Annotated in this window: 23 protein-coding genes; 14 read left to right on the forward strand and 9 right to left on the reverse strand. The window is 35.8% G+C overall.

Features of this window, described 5'->3' with window-relative positions:
- Nucleotides 1-1,230 carry an MFS transporter gene (locus CEY12_RS10660; RefSeq protein WP_089027675.1) on the reverse strand — a complete coding sequence of 410 codons (1,230 nt, stop codon included), beginning with the start codon at nt 1,228-1,230 and terminating at the stop codon, nt 1-3.
- Between the two features lie 123 nt (nt 1,231-1,353).
- On the opposite strand from CEY12_RS10660, the gene CEY12_RS10665 reads away from it, so the two are divergent.
- Nucleotides 1,354-2,253: an AraC family transcriptional regulator gene (locus tag CEY12_RS10665; RefSeq protein WP_089027676.1), complete on the forward strand. Its 900-nt coding sequence runs from the start codon at nt 1,354-1,356 to the stop codon at nt 2,251-2,253.
- 355 nt (nt 2,254-2,608) lie between these two features.
- On the opposite strand, the gene CEY12_RS10670 is transcribed toward CEY12_RS10665, so the two are convergent.
- Complete coding sequence (locus CEY12_RS10670; RefSeq protein WP_089027677.1) at nt 2,609-3,163, reverse strand: thioredoxin family protein; 555 nt, start codon at nt 3,161-3,163, stop codon at nt 2,609-2,611.
- Nucleotides 3,164-3,329: 166 nt separating this feature from the next.
- Here CEY12_RS10670 and CEY12_RS10675 point away from each other — a divergent pair, with 166 nt between their 5' ends.
- From CEY12_RS10675 to CEY12_RS10690, 4 genes are all read left to right on the forward strand, one after another.
- Nucleotides 3,330-3,926: a TetR/AcrR family transcriptional regulator gene (locus tag CEY12_RS10675; RefSeq protein ID WP_089027678.1), complete on the forward strand. Its 597-nt coding sequence runs from the start codon at nt 3,330-3,332 to the stop codon at nt 3,924-3,926.
- Between the two features lie 353 nt (nt 3,927-4,279).
- The gene (locus CEY12_RS10680) at nt 4,280-5,440 is read left to right on the forward strand and encodes an efflux RND transporter periplasmic adaptor subunit (RefSeq protein WP_089027679.1); all 1,161 of its coding nucleotides are present in this window, start codon (nt 4,280-4,282) and stop codon (nt 5,438-5,440) included.
- A gap of 41 nt (nt 5,441-5,481) precedes the next feature.
- Complete coding sequence (locus CEY12_RS10685; RefSeq protein WP_089027680.1) at nt 5,482-8,658, forward strand: efflux RND transporter permease subunit; 3,177 nt, start codon at nt 5,482-5,484, stop codon at nt 8,656-8,658.
- A 21-nt stretch (nt 8,659-8,679) separates the two neighbouring features.
- A complete protein-coding gene (locus tag CEY12_RS10690; protein WP_089027681.1) occupies nt 8,680-10,092 on the forward strand; it encodes an efflux transporter outer membrane subunit in 1,413 nt (470 codons plus the stop codon).
- Nucleotides 10,093-10,575: 483 nt separating this feature from the next.
- On the opposite strand, the gene miaA is transcribed toward CEY12_RS10690, so the two are convergent.
- Entirely contained in the window at nt 10,576-11,517 is a 942-nt protein-coding gene (gene miaA, locus CEY12_RS10695; RefSeq protein ID WP_089027682.1) for a tRNA (adenosine(37)-N6)-dimethylallyltransferase MiaA, read from the reverse strand.
- Nucleotides 11,518-11,598: 81 nt separating this feature from the next.
- On the opposite strand from miaA, the gene CEY12_RS10700 reads away from it, so the two are divergent.
- The 3 genes from CEY12_RS10700 to nadA all read left to right on the forward strand — a co-directional run bounded on the left by CEY12_RS10700 (nt 11,599) and on the right by nadA (nt 14,235).
- On the forward strand, nt 11,599-12,456 hold the full coding sequence (locus CEY12_RS10700) for a YicC family protein (protein WP_089027683.1): 858 nt from the start codon (nt 11,599-11,601) through the stop codon (nt 12,454-12,456).
- An 88-nt stretch (nt 12,457-12,544) separates the two neighbouring features.
- Nucleotides 12,545-13,108 (forward strand): guanylate kinase, encoded by a 564-nt coding sequence (gmk, locus tag CEY12_RS10705; RefSeq protein WP_089027684.1) that lies wholly within the window; start codon nt 12,545-12,547, stop codon nt 13,106-13,108.
- Nucleotides 13,109-13,215: 107 nt separating this feature from the next.
- On the forward strand, nt 13,216-14,235 hold the full coding sequence (gene nadA / locus CEY12_RS10710) for a quinolinate synthase NadA (RefSeq protein ID WP_089027685.1): 1,020 nt from the start codon (nt 13,216-13,218) through the stop codon (nt 14,233-14,235).
- Nucleotides 14,236-14,470: 235 nt separating this feature from the next.
- Here nadA and CEY12_RS22855 read toward each other — a convergent pair whose 3' ends face one another.
- The 6 genes from CEY12_RS22855 to CEY12_RS22860 form a co-directional block, all read right to left on the reverse strand.
- The gene (locus CEY12_RS22855; protein WP_410493962.1) at nt 14,471-14,659 is read right to left on the reverse strand and encodes a bacteriocin-like protein; all 189 of its coding nucleotides are present in this window, start codon (nt 14,657-14,659) and stop codon (nt 14,471-14,473) included.
- Between the two features lie 83 nt (nt 14,660-14,742).
- On the reverse strand, nt 14,743-14,937 hold the full coding sequence (locus CEY12_RS10715; protein WP_089027686.1) for a hypothetical protein: 195 nt from the start codon (nt 14,935-14,937) through the stop codon (nt 14,743-14,745).
- An 80-nt stretch (nt 14,938-15,017) separates the two neighbouring features.
- A complete protein-coding gene (locus CEY12_RS10720; protein ID WP_157676804.1) occupies nt 15,018-15,194 on the reverse strand; it encodes a bacteriocin-like protein in 177 nt (58 codons plus the stop codon).
- 32 nt (nt 15,195-15,226) lie between these two features.
- On the reverse strand, nt 15,227-15,412 hold the full coding sequence (locus CEY12_RS10725; protein WP_089027688.1) for a hypothetical protein: 186 nt from the start codon (nt 15,410-15,412) through the stop codon (nt 15,227-15,229).
- A gap of 130 nt (nt 15,413-15,542) precedes the next feature.
- Nucleotides 15,543-15,737: a hypothetical protein gene (locus tag CEY12_RS22265; RefSeq protein WP_157676805.1), complete on the reverse strand. Its 195-nt coding sequence runs from the start codon at nt 15,735-15,737 to the stop codon at nt 15,543-15,545.
- Between the two features lie 43 nt (nt 15,738-15,780).
- Entirely contained in the window at nt 15,781-15,948 is a 168-nt protein-coding gene (locus CEY12_RS22860) for a bacteriocin-like protein (protein ID WP_410493963.1), read from the reverse strand.
- Between the two features lie 515 nt (nt 15,949-16,463).
- Between CEY12_RS22860 and thrA the strand changes: the two genes are divergently transcribed.
- Genes thrA through CEY12_RS10755 form a run of 6 tightly spaced genes read left to right on the forward strand, consistent with a single transcriptional unit; the run spans nt 16,464 to nt 23,503 of the window.
- On the forward strand, nt 16,464-18,914 hold the full coding sequence (gene thrA, locus CEY12_RS10730) for a bifunctional aspartate kinase/homoserine dehydrogenase I (protein ID WP_089029854.1): 2,451 nt from the start codon (nt 16,464-16,466) through the stop codon (nt 18,912-18,914).
- 10 nt (nt 18,915-18,924) lie between these two features.
- Nucleotides 18,925-19,854 (forward strand): homoserine kinase, encoded by a 930-nt coding sequence (locus CEY12_RS10735; RefSeq protein ID WP_089027689.1) that lies wholly within the window; start codon nt 18,925-18,927, stop codon nt 19,852-19,854.
- Nucleotides 19,855-19,876: 22 nt separating this feature from the next.
- Nucleotides 19,877-21,181, forward strand: a complete 1,305-nt coding sequence (gene thrC, locus CEY12_RS10740; protein ID WP_089027690.1) for a threonine synthase — start codon at nt 19,877-19,879, stop codon at nt 21,179-21,181.
- A 4-nt stretch (nt 21,182-21,185) separates the two neighbouring features.
- On the forward strand, nt 21,186-21,551 hold the full coding sequence (gene folB, locus CEY12_RS10745; RefSeq protein ID WP_089027691.1) for a dihydroneopterin aldolase: 366 nt from the start codon (nt 21,186-21,188) through the stop codon (nt 21,549-21,551).
- Between the two features lie 38 nt (nt 21,552-21,589).
- Nucleotides 21,590-22,954: a DUF4403 family protein gene (locus CEY12_RS10750; protein WP_089027692.1), complete on the forward strand. Its 1,365-nt coding sequence runs from the start codon at nt 21,590-21,592 to the stop codon at nt 22,952-22,954.
- 33 nt (nt 22,955-22,987) lie between these two features.
- The gene (locus tag CEY12_RS10755; RefSeq protein WP_089027693.1) at nt 22,988-23,503 is read left to right on the forward strand and encodes an RDD family protein; all 516 of its coding nucleotides are present in this window, start codon (nt 22,988-22,990) and stop codon (nt 23,501-23,503) included.
- Nucleotides 23,504-23,534 lie beyond the last annotated feature (31 nt).

A 23,534-nucleotide genomic window follows, 5' to 3' on the forward strand; every position in this document is an offset into this window, starting at 1 on the left:
TTATTTTTTAGGATTTATTTTTAATTTATTCATGATAATAGCTGATATAATTAACAGTGAAAGAGGTATCAACGATAAATAAAATGCACGTTGTCCACTGAATTCCTGAAATACAAAACCGGTGATTATAGAACCTATTGTCCCCCCGATTGCTGAAAAAACAACAATAAGTCCGGACATTGCACTATGCAGGTACTTAGGTATCGAAGCTAGGATAACAGAGTTGATGCTTGGATAAATTGGGGCTAATAAGCCTCCCATCAACGGGAACAGATAGACTACAAGGGGAGCATTAAGCCAGGTAGTATTGGTGCCGATACTGATATTATGAGTCAGTGGTAAAACAAATACTAAACTTAGTGCAAAACCTATGACACAGAAAGAAACCACATAAATCCAGCTGAATTTCTTAGAAAAGAAACCTGATAGAAATCTCCCCAAAGCAAATGCCCCTGCCAAAACAGCCCCTGCCTGTATGCTCATAGAAGTTGGCAGCTTTAGGATTTCTTTATAAAAAGTTGGAGTCCAAGTCTGAAAACTCTGTTCTACCAAAACAAACAGGAAAGCACATACCAAAAAGAACAACACCTTTTTATAACTGAATAAGCTAATACTGTTTTTAATATCTCCTATAAGATCAGTTGTCCCACTTTTTGCTTCCTTCTCATTTAATTTAGAAAAGAACAAAAATAAAAATGATAACGCCGACAAAGCTCCCAATACCCAGTATACATTTAGCCAATGTGTGGATTTCGGATTATGATCATCAATGAACAAACTGAAAAGAACATTTCCCGCCAACACGCCGATCATAAAAAAGCCTTCTAAAAATCCCATAAAGCTGGAATGTTCCTTATCCGTATTGGTAACAAGGCCAATAGAGGTAAAAACAGAGATTTTTATTAATGCGAAAGAAACCCCTACAATTGCAAACAGCAGTTTGAAGAACCAGAAATCATTTGAAAAAGGCATGACAAAACACATGCAGCTCACTAAAAAAAGTGCAATCAGCATCGAATTCTTGATTCCTATCTTCGGTAAGAATGAGGCAAGAATAAATGAACAGATAGCAATGGGCAAATCTTTGAATCCCTCCAAAACACTGGCAGAAGATTTTGAAATCCCGAAGTTCTGCTGAACCTGTAAAATAACTGTTCCTACCGAATTCAAAAGAATTGCAAAAACAAAATAGTTTAAAAATAGAATAGCCTTTATATTGAAATTTCGCATTAAATTAATTTCTTGGTGGCTAAGATAGAAGCATTTGCCTTAACGTTAATTTAACATAGTAAATATATATTTGAACTATATTAATATAATTATTATTTTTATACTATAAATATCATTAATCTAATGAAAGTTAGTTTTGAAAGAGTCTTACCTAGTGAGAAAAGTTCATTCCGCACATTACATAACAACTCCCCCATTTCTGAATTTAAATGGGAATATCATTATCATCCTGAAATTGAACTGGTATGTGTCGTTTCAGGGAGTGGAACCCGTCACGTTGGATATCACAAAAGCAATTATTCCAATGGAGATCTTGTGCTTATCGGCTCAAATATTCCACATTCCGGATTTGGTTTGAATTCGATAGATCCTCATGAAGAAATCGTTCTCCAATTTCGGGAAGAAATCTTACAATTCCCTGAACAGGAAATAGAAGCAAGGTCAATTAAGAATCTATTGGAGCTTTCAAAATATGGGATTCACTTTAGCGCAGTTACTAAAAAAGCAATGCTACCCAAGCTTAAAAAAATGCTGGAATCCGAAGGTTACAAAAGATACCTGTTGTTACTTGATATTCTTTTTGAACTCTCAACCCGTAAAGATTATGATCTGTTAAACAAGGAAATTATGCCTTATACCATTATTTCAAAAAACAAGACCCGGCTGGAAAATATATTTACCTATGTGGAACGTCACTATGACAAGGATATCAATATCGAAGATGTTGCAAAACTTGCCAATCTTACCTTACCTGCATTTTGTAATTTTTTCAAAAAGGCAACTCAGATTACCTTTACTGAATTTGTTAACCGTTATCGGATCAATAAAGCATGCCTGCTAATGGTTCAGGACAAAAGTATCTCTGAGTGCTGCTACAGTTGTGGTTTTAATAATGTGACTTACTTTAACAGAATGTTTAAAAAATATACTGAAAAGACGCCTTCGGAATTTATTAAGAATGCTTCGCATGATAAGATTGAGAATGTGGATTCACCGATAAAGATCATTCAGAAATCTTTTTAGATGTTTTAATGAATCATGCTCTCATAGATTCGGCAGATTATTGCGTATAAGAGTTTCCTTTATATTTTTTTAACCTGCTAACTTAAGGTAACACTTATCCATATATATAGATATACAAAAGATGTTTCGACTCCGCTCAGCGTGACAGTCCTAATAACAACCAATTTATAATCACACCTCAACATGACAATACGGATTGAAAAGAAAATTGCATTAAAAAAATCTGCATCATCTGCGAGAAACAAAAAAAGCTGTTCAAAAAAGAACAGCTTTATATAGTAATATTACACATTGAAAAAGAAAAGCAATCAAAAGTCGCTTTCAACTTTCAATTCTCCATTTTCAATTTTCAAAATTATTTCCATTTAATATTACACCCCATACTTGGTCTCTGAATGTCTTCCTGAGGTTCACCCAATAAAAGATTTTCAAAAGCAATGATCAAATCCTCACCCGTTACATCTTTATGATTCCCCGGTCGTGAGTCATCCATCTGACCTCTGTAAATAAGGTCCAATTTATCATCGAAAAAATAAAAATCCGGAGTACATGCAGCTTCATATGCTCTGGCAATGCTTTGGCTTTCATCATATAAATAAGGAAAGTCAAAATTTCTTTCAATCTGAAATTCGATCATCTTGTCCGGAGAATCTGCAGGATATTTTTCCACATCATTCGCGTTGATCGCGATAAATTCAATCCCCTTTTCCTGATAATCTTCATACAATTCATTAATCTTATCAATTACATGAAGAACAAACGGACAATGGTTGCACATAAAGATCACCAATGTACCTTTTTCTCCTTTCAGATCATCCAATGACTGAATTTCGTTACTTTTTGATGGGTTAGGAAGCTCAAAAAACGGAGCTCTTGTTCCTAATGCCAACATATTTGAGGGAGTATTCATATCCTTTATTTTCTTTGCCTACAAAGATAAAGTTTCTTTTATCACCGACCAATTTACGCATTTATAAAGTTCAGTTAAATGTTAAAATTAAAATATTATTTAAATTTATTTGGAAGATATTGGTTAATCTTCGTAGTTTTGCTAACGCTGTTAGTAAAAAAATATCATGGGATTACATGAACGTCGTCAAAGAGAAAAGGAGTCTATCCGTGCAAACATTTTGCAGGAGGCTTTCACTTTGGCTAAAACAGAGGGTTGGGCTTCACTTTCCATCAGGAAAATAGCCGACGCGATTGAATACAGTGCTCCGGTTGTTTATGATTACTTTGAAAATAAAGAAGCCATCCTATTTGAAATTTCTATAAATGGATTCAATCTTTTGCACAAAGAATTATTAAAGGCTCAAAAAAAATCTGACACTCCTGAGGAACAGCTTACTGCTATTGTAGATACATATTGGAAATTTGCTTTTAAAAACAAAGAATATTACCAATTAATGTTTGGCTTAGGAATGCAATGTAGTGGTAAAGGACAAATGAAAGAAGAATTTTCATCATTTCAGGATATGATCTATGACTGTACTTATAATATTATTATAAAGAACGGATCAAACCCAGATAATGCCTGCCATATGTCACATGCTTTATTTTCCGCGGTGCATGGTTTAATATCAATTATGATGATGCGTAATTCTGATATTCCTGCCACGATGAACAAAACAACATTGGACGAAACGGTTTCGGCTTTTATTAAATCTTTGTAATTTTTTTTTGAACCAAACATTAACACTGTTAGGAAAAATAGCAACAGATTAATTTAATTTTTAAATAAAAATCATCAAACTAATTAAATAAATTTTACAACAATTCATTATAATTTAGACCTTAACCATTAACACTGTTAGTAAAATTAACGCGACACACCTCACCTTTATATATTTAAAACAACATTAAAAAAATCTATGATTATGGAAATGACGATCTAATTCTAGTATTAATAATTCTGTAATTTTTTTTAAACTAAACATTAACGCCGTTAGAAAAAATAACGGGAATTATTAGAAAAAAAACAACATTATTAAATTTTCAAACGCTTAACAAAACAAATTAAATTTTAATGAAAATACCTGGAACAATGAGGATCTTATTACTTATAACAAGTATTATCCTTTTACAGAACTGCAGTAAGGCCGCGGAAGGTTCAAACCAAGCGCCTCCTGCACCAGAATTACCGGTTTATACTGTAATTACTTCTCCAGCTACAACATATCAGGAATTCCCTACTGCATTGGAAGGAAAAAACAATGTGGAAATAAGATCTCAGGTAGATGGTTACCTGGATAGAATATATGTAGAAGAAGGAGCTTTCGTAAGAGCAGGACAACCTCTATTCAAAATTGACTCAAGAGCCTACGGTGAACAAGTGAATATGGCACAGGCTAATTTACAAGCTGCTAATGCCAATATTCAAAAAGCTAAAGTAGAAGTAGACCGTCTTCAGCCATTGGTAACTGCAAAAGTAGTTTCTGAGGTGCAGCTTAAAACTGCAAAAGCAAACTATGCAGCAGCAGTTGCAGCAGCATCACAGGCACAGGCTTCTGTTGGAAGTGCAAGAATCAATGTAGGATTTACAACGATTACGGCACCGGTAAGTGGTTATATTGGAAGAATTCCTTATAAAAAAGGAAGCTTAATTTCAAGAACTGATCCAAATCCTTTAACTCTTCTATCTGATATCAGCGAGATATATGCTTATTTCTCTTTAAGCGAATTGGATTTTATTGCTTTTCAAAATAAATATCCCGGAGCTTCTTTAGAAGAGAAACTGAAAAATATGCCAATGGTAGAGTTGGTAATCGCGGATAACAGTATTTATTCTGAAAAAGGAAAAATGAGTATTGTGGACGGTCAGTTTGACAAAAGCACCGGAGCAATCAGTGTACGTGCTGTATTCCCAAATGCTCATGGAGCATTAAGAACAGGAAATACGGGAAGAGTTCGTATGCCGCAGCTTCTTAACAATATCCTGGTTATTCCACAGGAATCTACCTTTGAGATTCAAGATAAAACATATGTATATGTCCTTGGAAAGGATAAGAAAGTAACCAGCAAACCAATAACTATTTCTGGAAAAACAGAAAGCTATTACTTTATTTCCGGTGGACTTTCTGTAGGTGATAAAATCGTATATCAGGGGCTTGGTAATTTAAAAGATGGTGCTACAATACAACCTAAGGCTGTATCTTCTGATAGCATCTTCAAAGCAAGACCTTTATAAACTATTTTCCAATACAGAAGACTTAAAAAAATAAACTTCTTATGTTAAAACAATTTATAGAAAGACCCGTACTCTCTACGGTCATCTCCATCATACTCCTATTATTGGGAATACTCTCGGTTTTCAATCTTCCGATTACGTTATTTCCCGATATTGCTCCTCCAACCGTTCAGGTAACGGCATTTTACCCTGGAGCAAACGCGGAAGTGGTGGCACGTTCAGTAGCCGTTCCTATCGAGGAGGCTGTGAACGGGGTTGAAAACATGACGTACATGACTTCCAACTCAAGTAACGATGGTTCGATGACTTTGAGTGTTTACTTTAAGCAGGGAGCCGATCCCGATAACGCGGCGGTAAACGTTCAAAACAGGGTATCAAAGGCAATGAGTCAGCTTCCTCAGGAGGTTGTACAGGCCGGAATATCAACTCAGAAAGTACAGAACAGTATGATTATGTTTATGGGGTTATCCAGTGATGATCCAAAACAATATGACGAGCTGTTTTTACAAAACTATCTTAAAATCAACGTAATTCCACAGATCCAACGTATTCCTGGTGTTGCACAGGCTCAGGTATTCGGTACTCAGGATTACTCAATGCGTATCTGGCTAAAACCAGACCGTTTAGCAGCCAATAACTTATCTCCACAAGAGGTAATGGCAGCTATTAAAGACCATAACCTTGAAGCAGCTCCCGGACGTCTTGGTCAGGGAAGTAAGGAAACTTATGAGTATATCCTTAAATATAAAGGAAAACTGAATAAGAATGCAGACTATGAAAACATCGCTATTAAAGCTAATACGGATGGTTCATTCCTTAGATTAAAGGATGTTGCAAGAGTAGAATTCGGTTCTTATACTTATACGGCAACGAACAGAGTAGATGGAAAGCCGGTAGCAGGTTTTGCTATTTTGCAGACTGCAGGTTCCAATGCCAATGAGATTCTGACAGAAATCGAAAAACAGGTGGATCAGATGAAAACTACGCTGCCAAAAGGAGTAAATCCGATCATCATGTACAACTCTAAAGACTTCCTGGACGCTTCTATTGATCAGGTGGTAGAAACACTGATCATTGCATTCATCCTGGTATTTATTGTAGTGTATATTTTCCTTCAGGATTTCAGATCTACATTAATTCCTGCAATTGCAGTTCCGGTAGCGATCATCGGTACGTTCTTCTTCCTGCAGTTATTTGGATTCAGTATCAACATGCTTACGTTATTTGCATTGATTCTGGCCATTGGTATTGTAGTGGATGACGCCATTGTGGTAGTGGAAGCGGTCCATTCAAAAATGGAACGTACAGGAATGCCAGTAGAGAATGCAACCGTAAACTCTATGAGTGAAATTTCAGGGGCGATTATTTCCATTACTTTGGTAATGTGTGCTGTATTTATTCCTGTTGGTTTCATGCAAGGTCCTGCCGGAGTATTCTACAGACAGTTTGCCTTTACATTGGTTATTGCAATTTTAATTTCTGCAATAAATGCATTAACGTTGAGTCCGGCTTTATGTGCTCTTTTCTTAAAAGACCCTCAGGATGGAGAGCATGGTCATGAGAAGAAAGGGTTTGGTGCTAAATTCTTCAATGCATTCAATACCAGCTTCAATAATATGACGCAAAAATATATCTATAGCCTTAAATTTTTAATTAAAAATAAATGGGTTGCTGTAGGTGGTTTAGCGATATTAATTGCTGCAAGTGTTATTTTAATTAAAAAAGCACCATCAGGATTTATTCCAACTGAAGATCAAGGTTTCGTTTTATATGCGGTAAATACTCCTCCGGGAAGTTCATTAGAAAGAACACAACGTGCAACGAAACAAATCGATAAGATAGTAAACGGAGAAAAAGCTACCAACCATTTATGGGTAGCAGATGGGGTAAACTTCATCAGTAACGCCAATGCTTCTCCTTACTCTGCAGGATTTATAAAATTAAAAGATATCGACAAACGAGGAGACGTTAAGGATCCCGATCAGATAGCAGCTGGTTTAACAGGAAAAGTAAGTCAGGTAAAAGATGCTAGTGCATTCTTCTTCAACTTCCCTACGATCCAAGGTTTTGGTAACGTAAGTGGATTTGAGTTCATGCTACAGGATAAAACCAATGGTTCTTTTGAACAATTGGGAGCTAATACCCAGGCATTCATCGGTGAATTGATGAAACGTAAAGAAATTGCATTTGCCTTTACGACGTATGCTGCAGGAAACCCACAATATACTATTGAAGTAGACGCGGATAAAGCCAATCAGCTGGGAGTATCTGTAGCAGATTTGATGCAGACAATGCAGATCTATTATGGTAGTAGCTTCGTTTCAGATTTCAACAGATTTGGGAAATACTACAGAGTAATGGCTCAGGCAGATATCCCTTACCGTACAGACATTAATTCTCTTGAAGGAATTTATGTTAAAAACAAACAGGGAGAAATGGTTCCTACAAAAACTTTGGTAACATTGAAAAGAACCTTTGGTCCTGAAACTGTAACAAGAAATAACCTGTTTAACGCAGTAACGATCAATGGAACTCCAAAACCAGGATACAGTACCGGAGATGCCATTAAAGCTGTGGAAGAGGTAGCAAAACAATCCCTTCCTCGTGGATATGGTTATGAGTGGACAGGTATTACCCGTGAGGAAATTAAGACAAGCGGACAAACAGCTTTCATCTTCATGTTGAGTATCTTGTTTGTATACTTCCTATTGGCAGCACAGTATGAAAGTTATATTCTTCCTTTTGCTATTATTCTTACTGTTCCTACAGGAATATTTGGAGTATTCGCCTTTACAGGTTTAGCGGGGATTGACAATAACATTTACGTACAGGTTGGTCTGATCATGCTTGTCGGATTACTGGCGAAAAATGCGATCTTGATTGTAGAGTTTGCTGTTCAGCGAAGAAAGGCAGGTAAATCATTAATCGAATCTGCTCTTCAGGCTTCAAGATTACGTTTGAGACCAATTTTAATGACTTCATTTGCCTTTATTATTGGTATGCTTCCATTGGTTTGGACACAAGGAGCTTCAGCAAAAGGTAACCACTCTATCGGAATCAGTACCGTAGGTGGTATGTTAACTGGAGTAATATTCGGGATCTTCATTATCCCTGTAATGTATGTGATTTTCCAATATCTGCATGAAAAAATGCCAAGCAGAAAAAAGCAAAGACTTCAAAAACAAAATCATGAACAGGCTTTAACAACTGGTCATTAAGGTCTACTTAAAAGAAAAACAATGAAATTAATAAAGAATATTTTTCTAACTTTTATATTGGCTGTAATAGCGGTTTCGTGTGTGACTAAGGTTGCTTACACGGAACCGGACTTACAGCTTCCGGAAGACTTTCGCTTTACAGCAACTGCTGATACAGCAAGTGTTGCGAATTTACAATGGAAAGATTTTTTTAAAGATCCCGCTTTACAGGGATTAATAGAAAAAGGAATTGCTAACAACCTTGATCTGCAAATTGCTTTAAAACAAGTTGCATCATCACAGGAAAAATTATTACAGGCGAAGTACCTTCAATATCCGGATGTTGGTTTTGGTGTTACCGGACAGATTTCAAGACCTTCGAAAAATAGCATGAATGGACAAAGTCTAAATTTATTTATCGGAAAAAATCATGTAGAAGATTATAACGCTGCATTCAACCTTTCATGGGAAGCAGATATCTGGGGAAAGATCAAAAACCAACAGGAGGTTTCAAGAATGCAGTATCTGCAAACTTATGAAGCAACCAAGGCTATCCAGACCCAAGTAGTTGCGGCGATTGCGCAAGGCTATTATAATTTACTGATGCTTGATAAACAGATGGATATTGCTAAATCTAATTTAGAATTAAGCAGTAACACCTTATCTATCACTGAGAAAATGTGGGAAAGTGGAGATACAACCTCTCTTGGAGTTCAGCAGGCAACTGCTCAAAAGCAATCTACAGAACTTTTAATTTCCCAACTGGAGCAAAATATTGCGATCCAGGAAAATGCATTAAGCATTTTAGTTGGGGAGGCTCCTAATAAAGTAAGCAGAGGAATTGAATTGTCTGATACTTCATTATCTCAGGATTTGTCTGCAGGACTTCCTGCAAAAATGGTAAGTCGCCGTCCGGATGTACGTCAACAGGAACTGGTTTTACTTGAATCCAACTCATTAGTGGGAATCGCTCAGGCCAATATGTATCCTTCGTTGAAAATTACAGCAAACGGTGGTGTTAACTCTTTTAAATTTGACAATTGGTTTCAAATTCCGGCTTCATTATTCGGATCGGTTTTAGGAGGAATTACTCAGCCTATTTTCCAAAAGAGACAGTTGAAAACGGATTTAGCCGTGGCTAAAATTCAAAGAGAAAAAAATGTACTGGCATTCCGTCAGTCTGTTTTAAATGCCATGGGAGAAGTGTCCGATGCATTGGTTTCCAATGAAAGTTTAAAAGTTCAGGAACAAAAAGCAACTGAACAGGTGACTACATTGAAAGATGGGATCAAAAGCGCTCAAATGCTATACAAAGGAGGTTTAGCTAATTATCTTGAAGTGATTACGGCACAGGCCAACTCTCTTCAGGCAGAATTAAACCTTGCGTCTGTAAAAAGACAAAGATTAAGCAGTATTGTTGACTTATACAGAGCTTTAGGTGGTGGTTGGAAGTAGTCATTAAATTTAATATTGTTGAAGTGCGGTCTTTCGGGATCGCACTTTTTTATTGTCGAAAATCGAACTGACGGGAGATCAATATCCGCATATAACAGAGAAAATCACAATGTCATTTCGAGTAGGTTTTGAAAAAATCGTATCGAGAAGTTTCTGATTTTGAAATAACATTTTTTTGTTAAACGCAAATGCGCAAATTATTTCACCAGCTTTATATTCTGAAGGCTCAAAGATTTTATTCCCTGATTAAAATTAAAAATAATTCCGGGGCACTTATCCACAATATTGTCATTCCGTAGGAATCTAAACAATGTATTTTAAAAGCTTCATTTAGATTCCTACGGAATTGACATACACGGATAAAGCACAACAGTTTATAATTTGAGATTATCGAAAATTTTAGATTTTCTTGCGCTCTAAAAATGGCATCATATTTAAAAACTTTGTGTCTTTATGATAAATCTTTGTGTTAAAAAAAAGAAATTAATGAGAAGTTTGCTGACCAATATATGCAATCAGATGATCAAAATCCAAAGGAGAATACCCCATCTGTACATAATGGATATCATCTGCTTTTCTATACCATGTCAGTTGCCTTTTTGCATATCTGCGGCTATTTTTCTTGATTTCTTCAACCGCAAATTCAAGACTCCAGACCCCTTCAAAAAATTTAAACAGTTCCGCATAACCAACCGTATTTAAAGCAGTCAGTTCTTTAAATTGCTCAAGACCTTTTGCTTCTTCCATGAGACCTTTCTCCATCATAATATCTACCCTCCTGTTGATTCTGTTGTACAATTCTTCCCTGGGAGCTTCAATTCCTACCCTGATTACATTAAAATCTCTGGAATCCTGTGAAATAGCAATTAATTCGGAATACTTTTTGTCCGTTTGCCAAATGATATCAATCGCTCTTAAAAGCCTTCTGTGATTATGAAAATCTACAACGCCATAATATTCCGGGTCAAGTTCTTTTAAAATCTCTTGCAGCTTTTCAATGCCTTCGGTATCCAGAATTTCCTGTAATTTCTGCTGATTTTCAGTATTCGCTTCAGGAAGATCATTTAAACCTTCAATGACTGCTTTTTCATACATCATACTTCCGCCAACAAGGATCACGGTATCATATTTTTCAAAAAGATCATTGAGCTTTTGCAAAGCATCTTCTTCATACTGACCAATAGAATAGTATTCTTTCACCGAAAGATTCCCAATAAAATGATGAGGTGCTTCTGCTAATTCTTCCGAGGATGGAGATGCAGTACCGATTTCCATTTCCTTAAAAAACTGACGCGAATCACAGGAAATAATTTCCGTATTGAAATACTTTGCCAGATCAATGGCCAATCTGGTTTTTCCAATTCCCGTGGGCCCTACTACAGAAATCAAATTTTTTACAGGCCGGCTATTTTTTTTAATGGTCATATGGAATATAAGTCTTGATCAGTGAATATGTTTTTCACAGTGCTAATTTAAATGTTTATCTTTGTAAGACAATAAAAAACTATGATTTTATCAATGACTGGCTTCGGTAGAGCCGAAGATGTTTTTGAGGGTAAAAAAATATGCGTAGATATTAAATCACTGAACAGCAAGAGCTTTGATTTAAATATCAAAATACCGTTACGCTATAAAGAAAAAGAGTTCGAAATCAGAAAAATTCTTAACGATAGAATTATTCGTGGAAAAGTAGATTGCTATATTTCTGTAGAAAATCTTGAAGAAAGTAATGATGTAAAGATCAACAGAAATCTTATTGATTCTTACATGAATGAGCTTCGAACGATTGCAGGAGATGGACCCGATTTTGAATATCTGAAAATGGCAGTAAGACTTCCGGATGCAATTACCTCAAGACCAGATGAATTAACGGATGGTGAATGGGAGAACTTAGCAAGGATTGTTACCAATTCTGTTGATCGATTTGAAGAATTCAGAAAGGCAGAGGGACAAACACTGCATCTTGAATTAGAAAAAAATATTCAGAATATTGATAAATATTTGTCTGAGGTTATTCCTTATGAAGAAGTAAGAATTAACAGTGTAAAAGAACGTTATCAAAAATCTCTAAAAGAATTTGAAAATGTAGATGAAACCCGTTTCTATCAGGAGATGGCTTATTTCACTGAAAAGCTGGATATTTCTGAAGAAAAAGTAAGACTTTCCCAGCATTTAAAATATTATAAAGAAGTAATGGATAATGAAGATTTCAATGGAAAGAAATTAGGTTTTATTTCTCAGGAAATCGGAAGGGAGATCAATACATTAGGTTCAAAAGCCAATCATGCTGAAATTCAGAAATTGGTTGTTATGATGAAAGATGACCTGGAAAAAATTAAGGAACAAACGTTAAATGTATTATAGGTAGTTTCGGAGTACGAGATACGGGGTAATTGGTACGAGTTAAACCAAGCCCGAAAACTCAGAACCCGCAACAAGAAACCCATCAACCATGGAAAAAGTGATTATATTTTCAGCCCCTTCGGGGAGCGGAAAAACAACATTAGTAAAACATTCTTTAGATATATTTCCGGAACTTAAATTCTCCATTTCCTGTACAACAAGGCAGCCAAGGGGAACTGAAGTACATGCAGTGGATTATCATTTTTTAACTCCTGATGAATTCAGACAAAAAATCAGTGAAGATGCTTTTGTAGAATATGAGGAAGTATACACTGACAAATATTACGGTACTTTAAAATCTGAAGTAGACAAAATCTGGAAGCAGGGTAAAGTGGTTATTTTTGATGTCGATGTAAAGGGAGGGATCTCTTTAAAAAAATATTTTGGTGAAAAAGCATTATCTATCTTTATTGAACCTCCTTCCATTGAAGAATTGGAACGAAGATTGATCTCACGAGATACAGATGATGCAGAAACCATTAAAACCCGTGTAGAGAAGGCAGAAGAGGAAATGGCCTATGCTGGTGAATTTGATAAAATTGTCGTCAACACGGATCTGGATCAAGCAAAAATAGAAATAGAAAGTTTAATAAAAAGTTTTATCAGTAACTAAACAGCTGGAAGCAGGAAGTTTGATGATGGAAGCAAATGACAACCCATCAGAACATAACTTCTGGTTTCTAACCTCTGGCTTCTGATAATTAAAAAATTGAGGTTGATATGAGTACCGAAACATTAGAAAAAGCTAAATCTGCTATTCCTGTAAGGGGATTTCTAGACATTAAAGATATAGCCATTCCTCAAGGAGAAGAATTGGTGAAAGCTATTCTTAAGCTTAAAGAAGAGAAAAATGCGGTTATTTTAGCGCATTACTACCAACCTGGAGAAATTCAGGATATCGCTGATTTCCTTGGAGATTCTTTACAGTTGGCAAGACAGGCAAAAGATACGAATGCTGACATGATCGTTTTCTGTGGTGTCCATTTCATGGCGGAAGCAGCAAAAATTTTAAATCCAACGAAAAAAGTAGTTCTTCCGGATACCATGGCAGGATGCTCTTTAGCAGATGGATGCAGTGGCGAAGGATTGAGAAAAATGCGCGAGCAACACCCTAATGCTTTGATTGCAACCTACATCAACTGTAATGCAGAAACAAAAGCCGAAAGCGATATCATCGTAACAAGTTCTAATGCCGAAACTGTAATTGAAGCTTTACCTACAGATCGCCCGATTATATTTGCCCCGGATAAAAATTTAGGAAGATATCTTTCAAAGAAAACCGGTAGAGATATGATCCTTTGGGATGGAAGCTGCATCGTTCACGAGGCATTTTCAATGGAAAGGATCGCACAACAATTAGCAGACAATCCCGATGCAAAATTAATTGCCCATCCGGAAAGTGAAGAAGCTGTTTTAAAGCTGGCCCATTTTATAGGATCTACATCTGCATTGTTAAATTACGTAGAAAATGATGATTGTCAAAAATTCATTATTGCAACTGAGGAAGGAATTCTTCACGAAATGAGAAAACGTGCTCCTCATAAAGAACTGATTCCTGCTTTGGTTTTTGATGAAAGCTGCAACTGTTCTGAATGTTTTTATATGAAACGCAATACAATGGAAAAATTGTATTTGTGTATGAAATACGAACTTCCGGAAATCCTTATCGACGAAGAACTTCGTTTGAGAGCCTTGAAGCCAATAGAAGCGATGTTGGATCTATCAAAAAGCATAAAATAATAAAAAAGCACTGTTTTCACAGTGCTTTTTTTTATGTATCATTATTCGAAGCAATATGCGCTTACATCAACGCAAGCCTTGCAATTTTCAGATAAAGCAAAATAATGGTCGCAGGTGTTCGTGTACTCAGGGCCTGGTCCATAACTATTATTAACCGGACATCCACCACAAGTCAGGGAACCTTTAATTTCTTTCAATTTTAATCTTGATAATTTTTTCATAGTATTTTATTTTATTAATTAACATCAGGGCAACCTAAGGGGTTCGTTGTTGAGTAAAGACAAACCTTACGACCTCTTAAATCTGTACACCAGGCACAACCAGTCGGTCCGCAATCAAGATCTACCTGACATTCATCTAATAGTGTTCCTCCACCGTCAATTGATTTTAAATTCACACGGTTTAATTTTTTTAAATTCTTCATATTAGCTTTAATTTACATATAACATTTAATCTTAAGATGTCTAAATGAGAAATAAAAATCTGCCTTCACAGAACTTTTAATTCCTATTGAGGAAAACAATCCATGCTTACCTTTACATAAATTTCACAACATTTAGGTAATGCCTGAAAGTCTGCACAAGACCTTGGAAACCCAGGACCATAAGGTCCAACCGGGCAATTTTCATCGCAGCCTGTTCCCCCATTAATTAGCTTCAAATTTTCTCTACGTAAGTTTTTTAAGTTTTTCATATCGTTCATTTTTATTTAGTTTAAAAATATACTTTAAGATCCCTTATGAAGTTTCTACACATAAAAAGTACTGTAAAACAGTACTTTTATTATAAACAATCAGGAAGTTCAATTACTCTTGCTTTACAGCACGCAGGTAGGGCATCAAAAGCAGCACATGATTGAGGATCTGGGCCATAAGGTCCCGGAGGACAATTATGATTACAGACACTGCCTCCACTCAGCTTTTTTAAATTATCTCTGTTTAATTTTTTTAAATTTTTCATACTAACTTCATTAGTCATTGAATATTTTAAAATTAATCCGGAGCACATTCAAAGCTTAGCAAAACTTTAGGCTTGCAACATGCGGGTAAAGCATCATAATCTGCACAAGATCTTGGAAACCCAGGTCCATAGGGTCCGGGAGGACAAGCAAAATTACAGGTTGCCCCTCCATTAATAGATTTTAAATTTTCTCTTGTTAATTTGTTTGATTTTTTCATATAATTCAATTTAGTTTGAGTTATAAATATAGTAAATCATTTTGATTCTGAATAAAATTTAAACAAATATAGAATGATCTGAAAAGAACATAAAAAAGGCTGCCCAATTCTGAGCAGCCTGTTTTATTTCTTATGATATCACTGGTCCTACGCATGCAGGACTGAGAAACGCTTCATTCTTACAGCATTGTGATAATGACTGATATGCAGCACACGAGTGCGCAGCACCTGAGCCTGGTGGCCCATAAGTATTTCCTGCCGGACAACCTCCCGGGCAGCCTGAACCATTAATGGTTTTCAAATGTATTCTTGATAATTTTTTCATAATAGCATCTTATATATTAGACATTTAGTTTCTCATTACCTGACTAAACCATGGGCGGATAACAGGTTCCCCCAGGAGTACGCCAACACCCCCAACCTCCTTGTCGGAAACAAACATAAGCTGCTCCACCACAAGTATCAATCTGGAATTGAGTAAATCCACCTTGCACTTTTTTTTGCTCCTCTCTCGAAAGCTTTTTACTGTTTTTCATATTATAATTATTTTAAAAATTAGGTTTCATTGGAAGTCTCAAAAGTGAGTGTCCAAAATGATAAAACAAAGCAGGAATTAGTATCTGTGCAGGATGGCTAAGTAAGTGTTGAGATTCTTATCGTTTTTGTATTTTATGATACATCAGGGAGGATTTTCATCGTCTAAAGATGGTCAATAAAAAAAGACTATGACAAGTCTGTAACAATGATTACCAAAGAGATATATCACGGTTCTCCTTTTTCTTACCTGAAAAAATATATATTAAAAATGCGTAAAAAATTTTTATTTTCCAAAATAACTTCTACATTTGTCACTTCAAAGATGCAATTAGTACACAACATATCTGTAGGTATTTATTCGGAATTTTCTATTTCGACTGCATCATCTATTATTACAATTATTTCTACAACATCAACCCCATAAAGGGGTAAATTTTCACATATTATTTCAGGTACCCTATACTCTTTTTTAAGAGTACATTTTTCAATTTTTCATAACCTAAAAAAATAAATGATGAAAGTCTTAAAATTCGGAGGAACTTCAGTCGCTAATGCAGAAGCAGTTTTGCAAGTCGAAAAAATCATAAAAAAAGAATCTGCCAATCAGCAAGTTGTTGTTATAGTTTCAGCACTGCATGGAACTACCGACCTCTTACTCCAGGCGGCACAAATAGCCTCTGATGCTAATAAAAATTATCTCCAACACCTTAAAAATCTGGAAGAAAAGCACCTGGAAATAGTAAAGGAACTTTTCCCTATTGCAGAACAAAGCCCGTGGCTGAGCTTTGTGAAAAAGCATTTTAATGATCTTGAAGACCTGTGTAATGGGATTTTTACTTTAGGAGAGCTAACTCCGAGAATTAAGGATAAAATAACTTCATATGGTGAATTTTTATCATCAAATATCATTGCGGCAAGATTAAAATCAGCTGCATTAGATGCCGTATGGATGGATTCTGCCAACCTTATTAAAACAAATAATAATTATACCCATGCAAAAGTTGACTTCAATGCTACTGAAAAGAACTTACAACATTACTTTGCGCATAATCAGAACCAGATTCTCCTTGCCCCTGGATTTATAGCGAGTGATGACAATGGCAACAGAACAACTCTGGGAAGAGGGGGATCAGATTATTCAGCTTCGATCATTGCTTCTGCAGTTCATGCTGAAGAACTTCAGATATGGACTGATGTAAGCGGAATGATGACTGCCGATCCCAGACTTGTATCTCAGGCTAAAATAATTCCCGAAATATCATATCTGGAAGCAATGGAACTTTCCCACTTTGGAGCAAAAGTACTTTATCCACCAACCATCCAACCCGTTATGGTAAAAAACATCAATCTACGGATCAAAAATACTTTTGATAATGAAGCTGCGGGAACTTTAGTTACACAACGTCATACATCTTCTGACCAGGATCAACAACAAATTGCTGTTGGTATTTCTAATATGAAGAATATCGCTCTTCTCACATTGGAAGGAAGTGGAATGGTTGGAATTCCCGGTATTTCTGCCAAACTCTTCCAGTGCTTAAGCCTTGAAAAAATAAATGTTATCCTTATTACCCAAAGTTCTTCAGAACATTCGATTACCATTGCTATTGATGAAAAAGAAATTTTTCACGCAGAAAATGCAATCAATTCAGCCTTTGAAGATGACCTAAAATTGAAAAGAATAAATCCCGTAACAATTGAAAACAGACTTTCTATTGTGGCTGTTGTGGGAGAAAACATGAAAAACAGAAGTGGAGTGAGTGCAAAAATGTTCAGCTGCCTGGGAAATAATGGGATAAATATCCGAGCTATTGCCCAGGGTTCTTCAGAAAAAAACATCAGTATTGTTATTTCAGAAAATGACACCAAAAAGGCGGTCAATATATTGCATGAAGAATTCTTCGAATCCGAAATAAAGCAGGTCCATCTTTATATATGTGGTACAGGAAATGTAGGCACTAAACTTATACAGCAAGTATATGCCCAGAACAGGTATCTGAAAGACAATTTATCAATCAATCTCAGAATTGCAGGTTTATCCAACAGCAGAAAAATGGTTTTCTCCGATCAGGGGATTGAAGAAAATGATTATGCCGCATTTCTTGAAAATGGAGAAAAAGCCTCTGCACATCAGTTTAGCCGGGAAATAAGAACAAGAAATCTTAGGAATTCTGTTTTTGTAGATCTTACAGCCAATGCCGAAGTCCCTGAAATTTATGAGGATCTTTTAAATAAAAGTGTGAATATCGTAGCATGTAATAAAATTGCTGCTGCTTCAGATTTTGGAAATTATAAAAAACTGAAAAATCTTGCTAAAAACCACAATTGCAAATTTTTCTTTGAAACCAATGTAGGCGCAGGCCTTCCTATTATAGGAACCATTAATGATCTTGTAAGAAGTGGTGATGCTATTACTTCTATTCAGGCAGTTCTCAGTGGAACTTTAAATTTTGTCTTCAATCATTATAATGGAAGTCAGCCCTTTTCTGAAGTAGTTGCCCAAGCACAGAAAGAAGGATTTACAGAACCTGATCCAAGATTAGATCTTGCAGGAACAGATGTTGCACGAAAAATACTAATTCTTGCCCGGGAGGCTGGTTTTCCCTTACAGTTCAATGAAATTGAAAACATCAGTTTTCTGCCTGAAGAATGTATGCAGGGTGATGTAGAGCATTTCTACAAAATGCTGGTGAAGCATGAAGAGCATTTTAAAAGTTTATTTACCAAAGCTCAAAATGAAGGAAAAATTCTAAAATATGTCGCTGAATTTGATAATGGCAAAGCCAAAGTAGGACTACAACATATTGCTCCAAGCAGCGATCTTTATCATCTTTATGGAAAAGACAATATTGTTATTTTCAAAACTTTAAGATATTCTGAACAGCCTTTGGTGGTAAAAGGGGCTGGCGCAGGGGCTGAAGTGACAGCCAGTGGCGTTTTTGCAGATATCGTACGTTCCGTTTAAAAACATATGTATGAAAAATATAAAAATTAAAATTCCGGCAACTGTTGCCAATATCGTTTGTGGTTTTGACATTTTAGGTATGGCCATCAATGAGCCCTATGATGAAATGGAGATAAGATTATCAGAAACACCTGATATTATTATTCGCCACACAGACGAATTTCGTCTTCCGGAAGAAGCTGCCAAAAATGTAGCAGGAATTGTATTAATAAAAATACAAGAGCATCTGAATTTGAAAAATGGATTTGAAGTCATTATCCATAAACACATCAAACCTGGCAGTGGTCTTGGTTCAAGTGCTGCCAGTGCTGCAGGAGCTGCTTTTGCTGCTAATATTCTATTGGGAAACCTATTATCAAAAGAAGAATTGGTTTATTTTGCAATGTTTGGTGAAGAGCTTGCTTCAGGAGTGAAACATGCTGATAATATCGCTCCCTGCATTTATGGAGGTATAACTCTGGTCAAATCTTCAGATCCTGTAGATATTATTTCTTTAAATACTCCAGATGTGTATGTTGTAGCAGTCCATCCCCAGGTCGAAGTTAAAACTTCTGATGCCAGGCAAATTCTCAGAAAAAATATTGAACTGAAAGATGCGATAATACAATGGGGAAATATTGCAGGATTAGTGGCAGGTATAGAAAAAAATGATTTGCCCCTGATCGGGAGAAGCCTGAATGATGTTATTGTGGAACCTGTTAGGAGCATTCTGATCCCGGAGTTTGATACAATCAAAAGAAAAAGTCTGGAATTTGGAGCATTGGGAGGCGGTATCTCAGGATCCGGTCCATCTATTTTCATGCTTACAGCAAATAAAGGAACAGCACAGGAAATTGCCGAGATGATGAAATCCGTTTATGATGATATTGGCATAGATAGTCTGGTATATGTCTCAGATATTAATTCTACAGGAGTCATCATTACAGAGCAAAATCATTAATCACGAATTAACAGTTTAAAAGATGAATTATTATAATTTAAAAGATAAAAAGGAAGTTGTGGATTTCAAGACCGCTTCCATCAAGGGACAAGGGAATCAAAAAGGCCTGTTTTTTCCTGAAATAATTCCGGCATTTGATGAAGATTTCATTCAAAATCTGAATCGGTTTTCAGATGAAGAAATAGCTTTTCGCTGCATGAAAGACTTTGTGGATAACGAGATTTCTGATGAAGATTTACAGCAAATAGTTTCAGAAACAATTTCCTTTGAGATTCCCCTGAAAAAGATCACTGATACAATATCGGTTCTTGAATTATTCCACGGTCCTACCCTTGCCTTCAAAGATATTGGTGCTAGATTTATGAGTAGATGTTTATCATATTTCTTAAAAGATGAAAATAAAAAAGTAACCGTTTTAGTTGCTACTTCCGGAGATACCGGAGGGGCCGTAGCCCATGGTTTTTACAAAGTACCGGGAATCGAAGTGATTATTCTTTACCCCAAAAACAGAGTGAGCCCGGTACAGGAGAAACAGCTTACCGCTTTAGGGGAAAATATCACAGCATTAGAAGTGGATGGCAGCTTTGATGATTGTCAGAATCTTGTAAAACACGCTTTTTCAGATACTGAGATCAACATCCATCTTTTTCTTACTTCTGCCAACTCCATTAATATTGCACGATGGTTACCTCAGCAGATCTATTATCTGCTGGCTCTAAAACAATGGCAAAAAACTGAAAATGGAAATCCAGTTATCTGTGTACCCAGTGGAAACTTTGGAAATATATGTGCTGGCTTACTGGCTTACTTCAGAGGATTACCCGCAGATCATTTTATTGCAGCCTGCAATGCCAATGATGTGGTTCCGCATTATTTAAAAACACAGATTTTAGAACCCAAAGAGACCGTTGCCACTCTTTCCAACGCAATGGATGTTGGTAATCCAAGTAATTTTGTGCGTATTTTGGAATTGTTCCATCATCAGTCCGAAAATCTTCACCATTTTGTTTCAGGATACTCGATAAATGATGAGGACACTCTGGGGACTGTAAGAAAAGTTTATGAACAATATAACTACCTCCTGGAGCCTCACGGGGCAGTTGCATATAGTTCACTAGAAACCTATCTGAAGGAACATCCCGAAAAAAAAGGCTTTATTCTTGAAACAGCACATCCCGTAAAGTTTCCTGATGCGGTAGAAAAAGCAATTGGGGGAAAAATTAAAATTCCTGAATCCCTTGCTGATTTAATGAAGGAGGAGAAAAAAACAATAGAAATAAATTCTGACTTTGAAGAATTAAAACGATTTTTGCTGAATAAAATTTAAATTTATGAGCAAGATCTTTTTAGAAGATATTAAAATATATGCGTACCATGGTGTTTTACCTGAAGAAAATATCATTGGTACCTACTATATTCTAAATGCAGAACTTCATACTGATTTATGGAAGGCTTCTGAATCAGATGATTTGAATGATACGATCAGTTATGCCGATATCAATGATATTATCCACAATGAAATGAAAGTTAAATCGAAACTTCTGGAACATGTTGCAGGAAGAATTATTTCAAAACTCCATGAAGATTTCCCTCAAGTTTCTTACATTAAATTAAAAATTACTAAAACAGCTCCCCCAATGCAGGGAGAAATGAAAGGAGCTAGCATTGAATTAGAAAAAAATTTTCAATCCCAATAATTAAAAATTCTTAATTTCACTTTCTAAAATTTAAAGATTTGAAATCCATCAAAATATTATTTATCCTGCTTTGCGTCAATGTTTTTGGACAAACCAAAGTTGACAATCAATTGGCAGATTACAATTTTCCGAAGATAAAATCCAGTATTACCATGCCGGTAACAATTCCTCTTTCTGAAATTGGCAATATGATCAATGCTTCTGTAAAAGAGCTCATCTATCAGGATGATTCGTATTCAGATAATAATAACGATCAATTTAAAGTAAAGGTTTGGAAGACCCGTCCTATAAGGCTTGTTGGTGGAACCAATCAAAACCTTTTAATTGAAGTTCCTTTGAAGATATGGGCAGAGAAAGGGATTGGTACGCTGGGAATTTACTCTTATCAGAATACGACTTTTGAAACGGTAATGTATTTCAATACAACCTTAAATTTCAAAAACAACTGGACGATCCTTACGAATACCCAGCCTATGGGATTCAAGTGGGTAACAAAACCTGTTCTGGATTATGGTAAAATCCAAATTCCTATTACTTCCCTGGTTGAAAAAAGCCTGAAAGAGCAACAGGAGAAATTTTGTAAAACAATAGACCAGCAAATGGGAACCCAGCTTAATTTCCAGCAATATGCAGTTATGGCCTGGAATGTATTCTCCCAGCCTTTTAATATTTCTGAAGAATACAACACCTGGCTAAAGGTAACCCCTGTGAATGTAAATATTACACCCCTGAAATTTTACGGAAATCAGATTGATGCCAATATCGGAATTGATATCTATTCGGAAACCTTCACTGGAAATAAACCGGCATCATCTTTACCAATTAAAACTGCTGGAAACTTTAATTTCATTCCCGTGCTTGGAGATCAGTTTTCGCTGCAGACAACTGCCAATGTCCCTTTCACAGAAGCCTCAAATATTGCCAGAAAAATGTTTTTGGGAAAAGAATATGATGTTCGTGATTCTAAAGTAAAGATTACTGACATCAGAGTATATGGTGTTGAAAACAGAATTATGATCGAAGCCCAGACTGAAGGCTATATAAAAGGGACTGCCCTTATTTCAGGAGTTCCGGTTTATGATGATACCAAGAAAAAAATTGTACTATCAGACACCAAGTTCAAGCTGAAAACGATGAATATTTTACAAAAAACAGCAAGTCTTTTATTCCAGGGGAAAATTGTAAAGATGATTGAACAGGAATATGGTATTCCAACACAGGAACTGGTTGACACTTCGAAAAAAAGTATTGAAGAAGCTTTTAATAAGGAATACTACAAAGGGTTAAAAATGAATGGAAGAGTTTTCAATCTGAAACCCAGCCAAATTCTTTTAGGCACCTCAGGAATTACCGCAGTGATTGATACAAATGCATCATTGAAACTAATTATCAATGGAATGTAATAAAAAAAACTAAACTAAAACTAAACTAAAACCATGAGAAAGTATTTACAAATCGTTGATAGGCACAGGGCTTCGCAAGGCCTGAGGCTGGTTAATTATATAGTCGATTTTATTTTCAGTTATATTATTATACTTGTTCTATTAGGCTTATCAGGCATTGCCTTTGCCTTAATTACAGGCAGCACGGTAGAAGAAATAGGTTATAGAATGGAAAATATGAATCCAATGCTTGATCGATTAATTACTTTATCCGCATATCTTCTTGTTATGTTTCTAACGGAAACTATTAGTAGAGGGCGAAGCCTTGGTAAACTGATCACAGGAACTAAAGTTATTATGATTGATGGAAGCACTCCTACTGTAGGTAATTACCTTCTAAGGAATATTATCCGAGGTATCCCATTTGTAGATCAATTGTCATTTTTAGCTGACAAAAGTGGACTTCATGATAAATGGAGCCAAACCTGTGTAATTATTAAGAAAGATTATGAAGCTGAATTACAGTTAAAAAGCGATATCAACAGCCTTGGAGAAAAAGAAATTTCTTGAAAAACTTTGTTTAAGTCAGAAAAATTTTTAT

This window comes from Chryseobacterium sp. T16E-39 (assembly GCF_002216065.1).
GTDB lineage: Bacteria > Bacteroidota > Bacteroidia > Flavobacteriales > Weeksellaceae > Chryseobacterium.

Coding starts and splice junctions, on each gene's coding strand:
- CEY12_RS10700 (WP_089027683.1), top strand. CDS start 11,599: ATGATTTTATCAATGACTGGCTTCGGTAGAGCCGAAGATGTTTTTGAG.
- CEY12_RS10715 (WP_089027686.1), bottom strand. CDS start 14,937: ATGAACGATATGAAAAACTTAAAAAACTTACGTAGAGAAAATTTGAAG.
- nadA (WP_089027685.1), top strand. CDS start 13,216: ATGAGTACCGAAACATTAGAAAAAGCTAAATCTGCTATTCCTGTAAGG.
- CEY12_RS10725 (WP_089027688.1), bottom strand. CDS start 15,412: ATGAAAAAATCAAACAAATTAACAAGAGAAAATTTAAAATCTATTAAT.
- CEY12_RS10665 (WP_089027676.1), top strand. CDS start 1,354: ATGAAAGTTAGTTTTGAAAGAGTCTTACCTAGTGAGAAAAGTTCATTC.
- thrA (WP_089029854.1), top strand. CDS start 16,464: ATGAAAGTCTTAAAATTCGGAGGAACTTCAGTCGCTAATGCAGAAGCA.
- CEY12_RS10670 (WP_089027677.1), bottom strand. CDS start 3,163: ATGAATACTCCCTCAAATATGTTGGCATTAGGAACAAGAGCTCCGTTT.
- gmk (WP_089027684.1), top strand. CDS start 12,545: ATGGAAAAAGTGATTATATTTTCAGCCCCTTCGGGGAGCGGAAAAACA.
- miaA (WP_089027682.1), bottom strand. CDS start 11,517: ATGACCATTAAAAAAAATAGCCGGCCTGTAAAAAATTTGATTTCTGTA.
- CEY12_RS10660 (WP_089027675.1), bottom strand. CDS start 1,230: ATGCGAAATTTCAATATAAAGGCTATTCTATTTTTAAACTATTTTGTT.
- CEY12_RS10720 (WP_157676804.1), bottom strand. CDS start 15,194: ATGAAAAATTTAAAAAAATTAAACAGAGATAATTTAAAAAAGCTGAGT.
- CEY12_RS22265 (WP_157676805.1), bottom strand. CDS start 15,737: ATGAAAAAATTATCAAGAATACATTTGAAAACCATTAATGGTTCAGGC.
- CEY12_RS10685 (WP_089027680.1), top strand. CDS start 5,482: ATGTTAAAACAATTTATAGAAAGACCCGTACTCTCTACGGTCATCTCC.
- CEY12_RS10680 (WP_089027679.1), top strand. CDS start 4,280: ATGAAAATACCTGGAACAATGAGGATCTTATTACTTATAACAAGTATT.
- CEY12_RS22860 (WP_410493963.1), bottom strand. CDS start 15,948: ATGAAAAACAGTAAAAAGCTTTCGAGAGAGGAGCAAAAAAAAGTGCAA.
- CEY12_RS10755 (WP_089027693.1), top strand. CDS start 22,988: ATGAGAAAGTATTTACAAATCGTTGATAGGCACAGGGCTTCGCAAGGC.
- CEY12_RS10735 (WP_089027689.1), top strand. CDS start 18,925: ATGAAAAATATAAAAATTAAAATTCCGGCAACTGTTGCCAATATCGTT.
- CEY12_RS10690 (WP_089027681.1), top strand. CDS start 8,680: ATGAAATTAATAAAGAATATTTTTCTAACTTTTATATTGGCTGTAATA.
- CEY12_RS22855 (WP_410493962.1), bottom strand. CDS start 14,659: ATGAAGAATTTAAAAAAATTAAACCGTGTGAATTTAAAATCAATTGAC.
- CEY12_RS10675 (WP_089027678.1), top strand. CDS start 3,330: ATGGGATTACATGAACGTCGTCAAAGAGAAAAGGAGTCTATCCGTGCA.
- folB (WP_089027691.1), top strand. CDS start 21,186: ATGAGCAAGATCTTTTTAGAAGATATTAAAATATATGCGTACCATGGT.
- thrC (WP_089027690.1), top strand. CDS start 19,877: ATGAATTATTATAATTTAAAAGATAAAAAGGAAGTTGTGGATTTCAAG.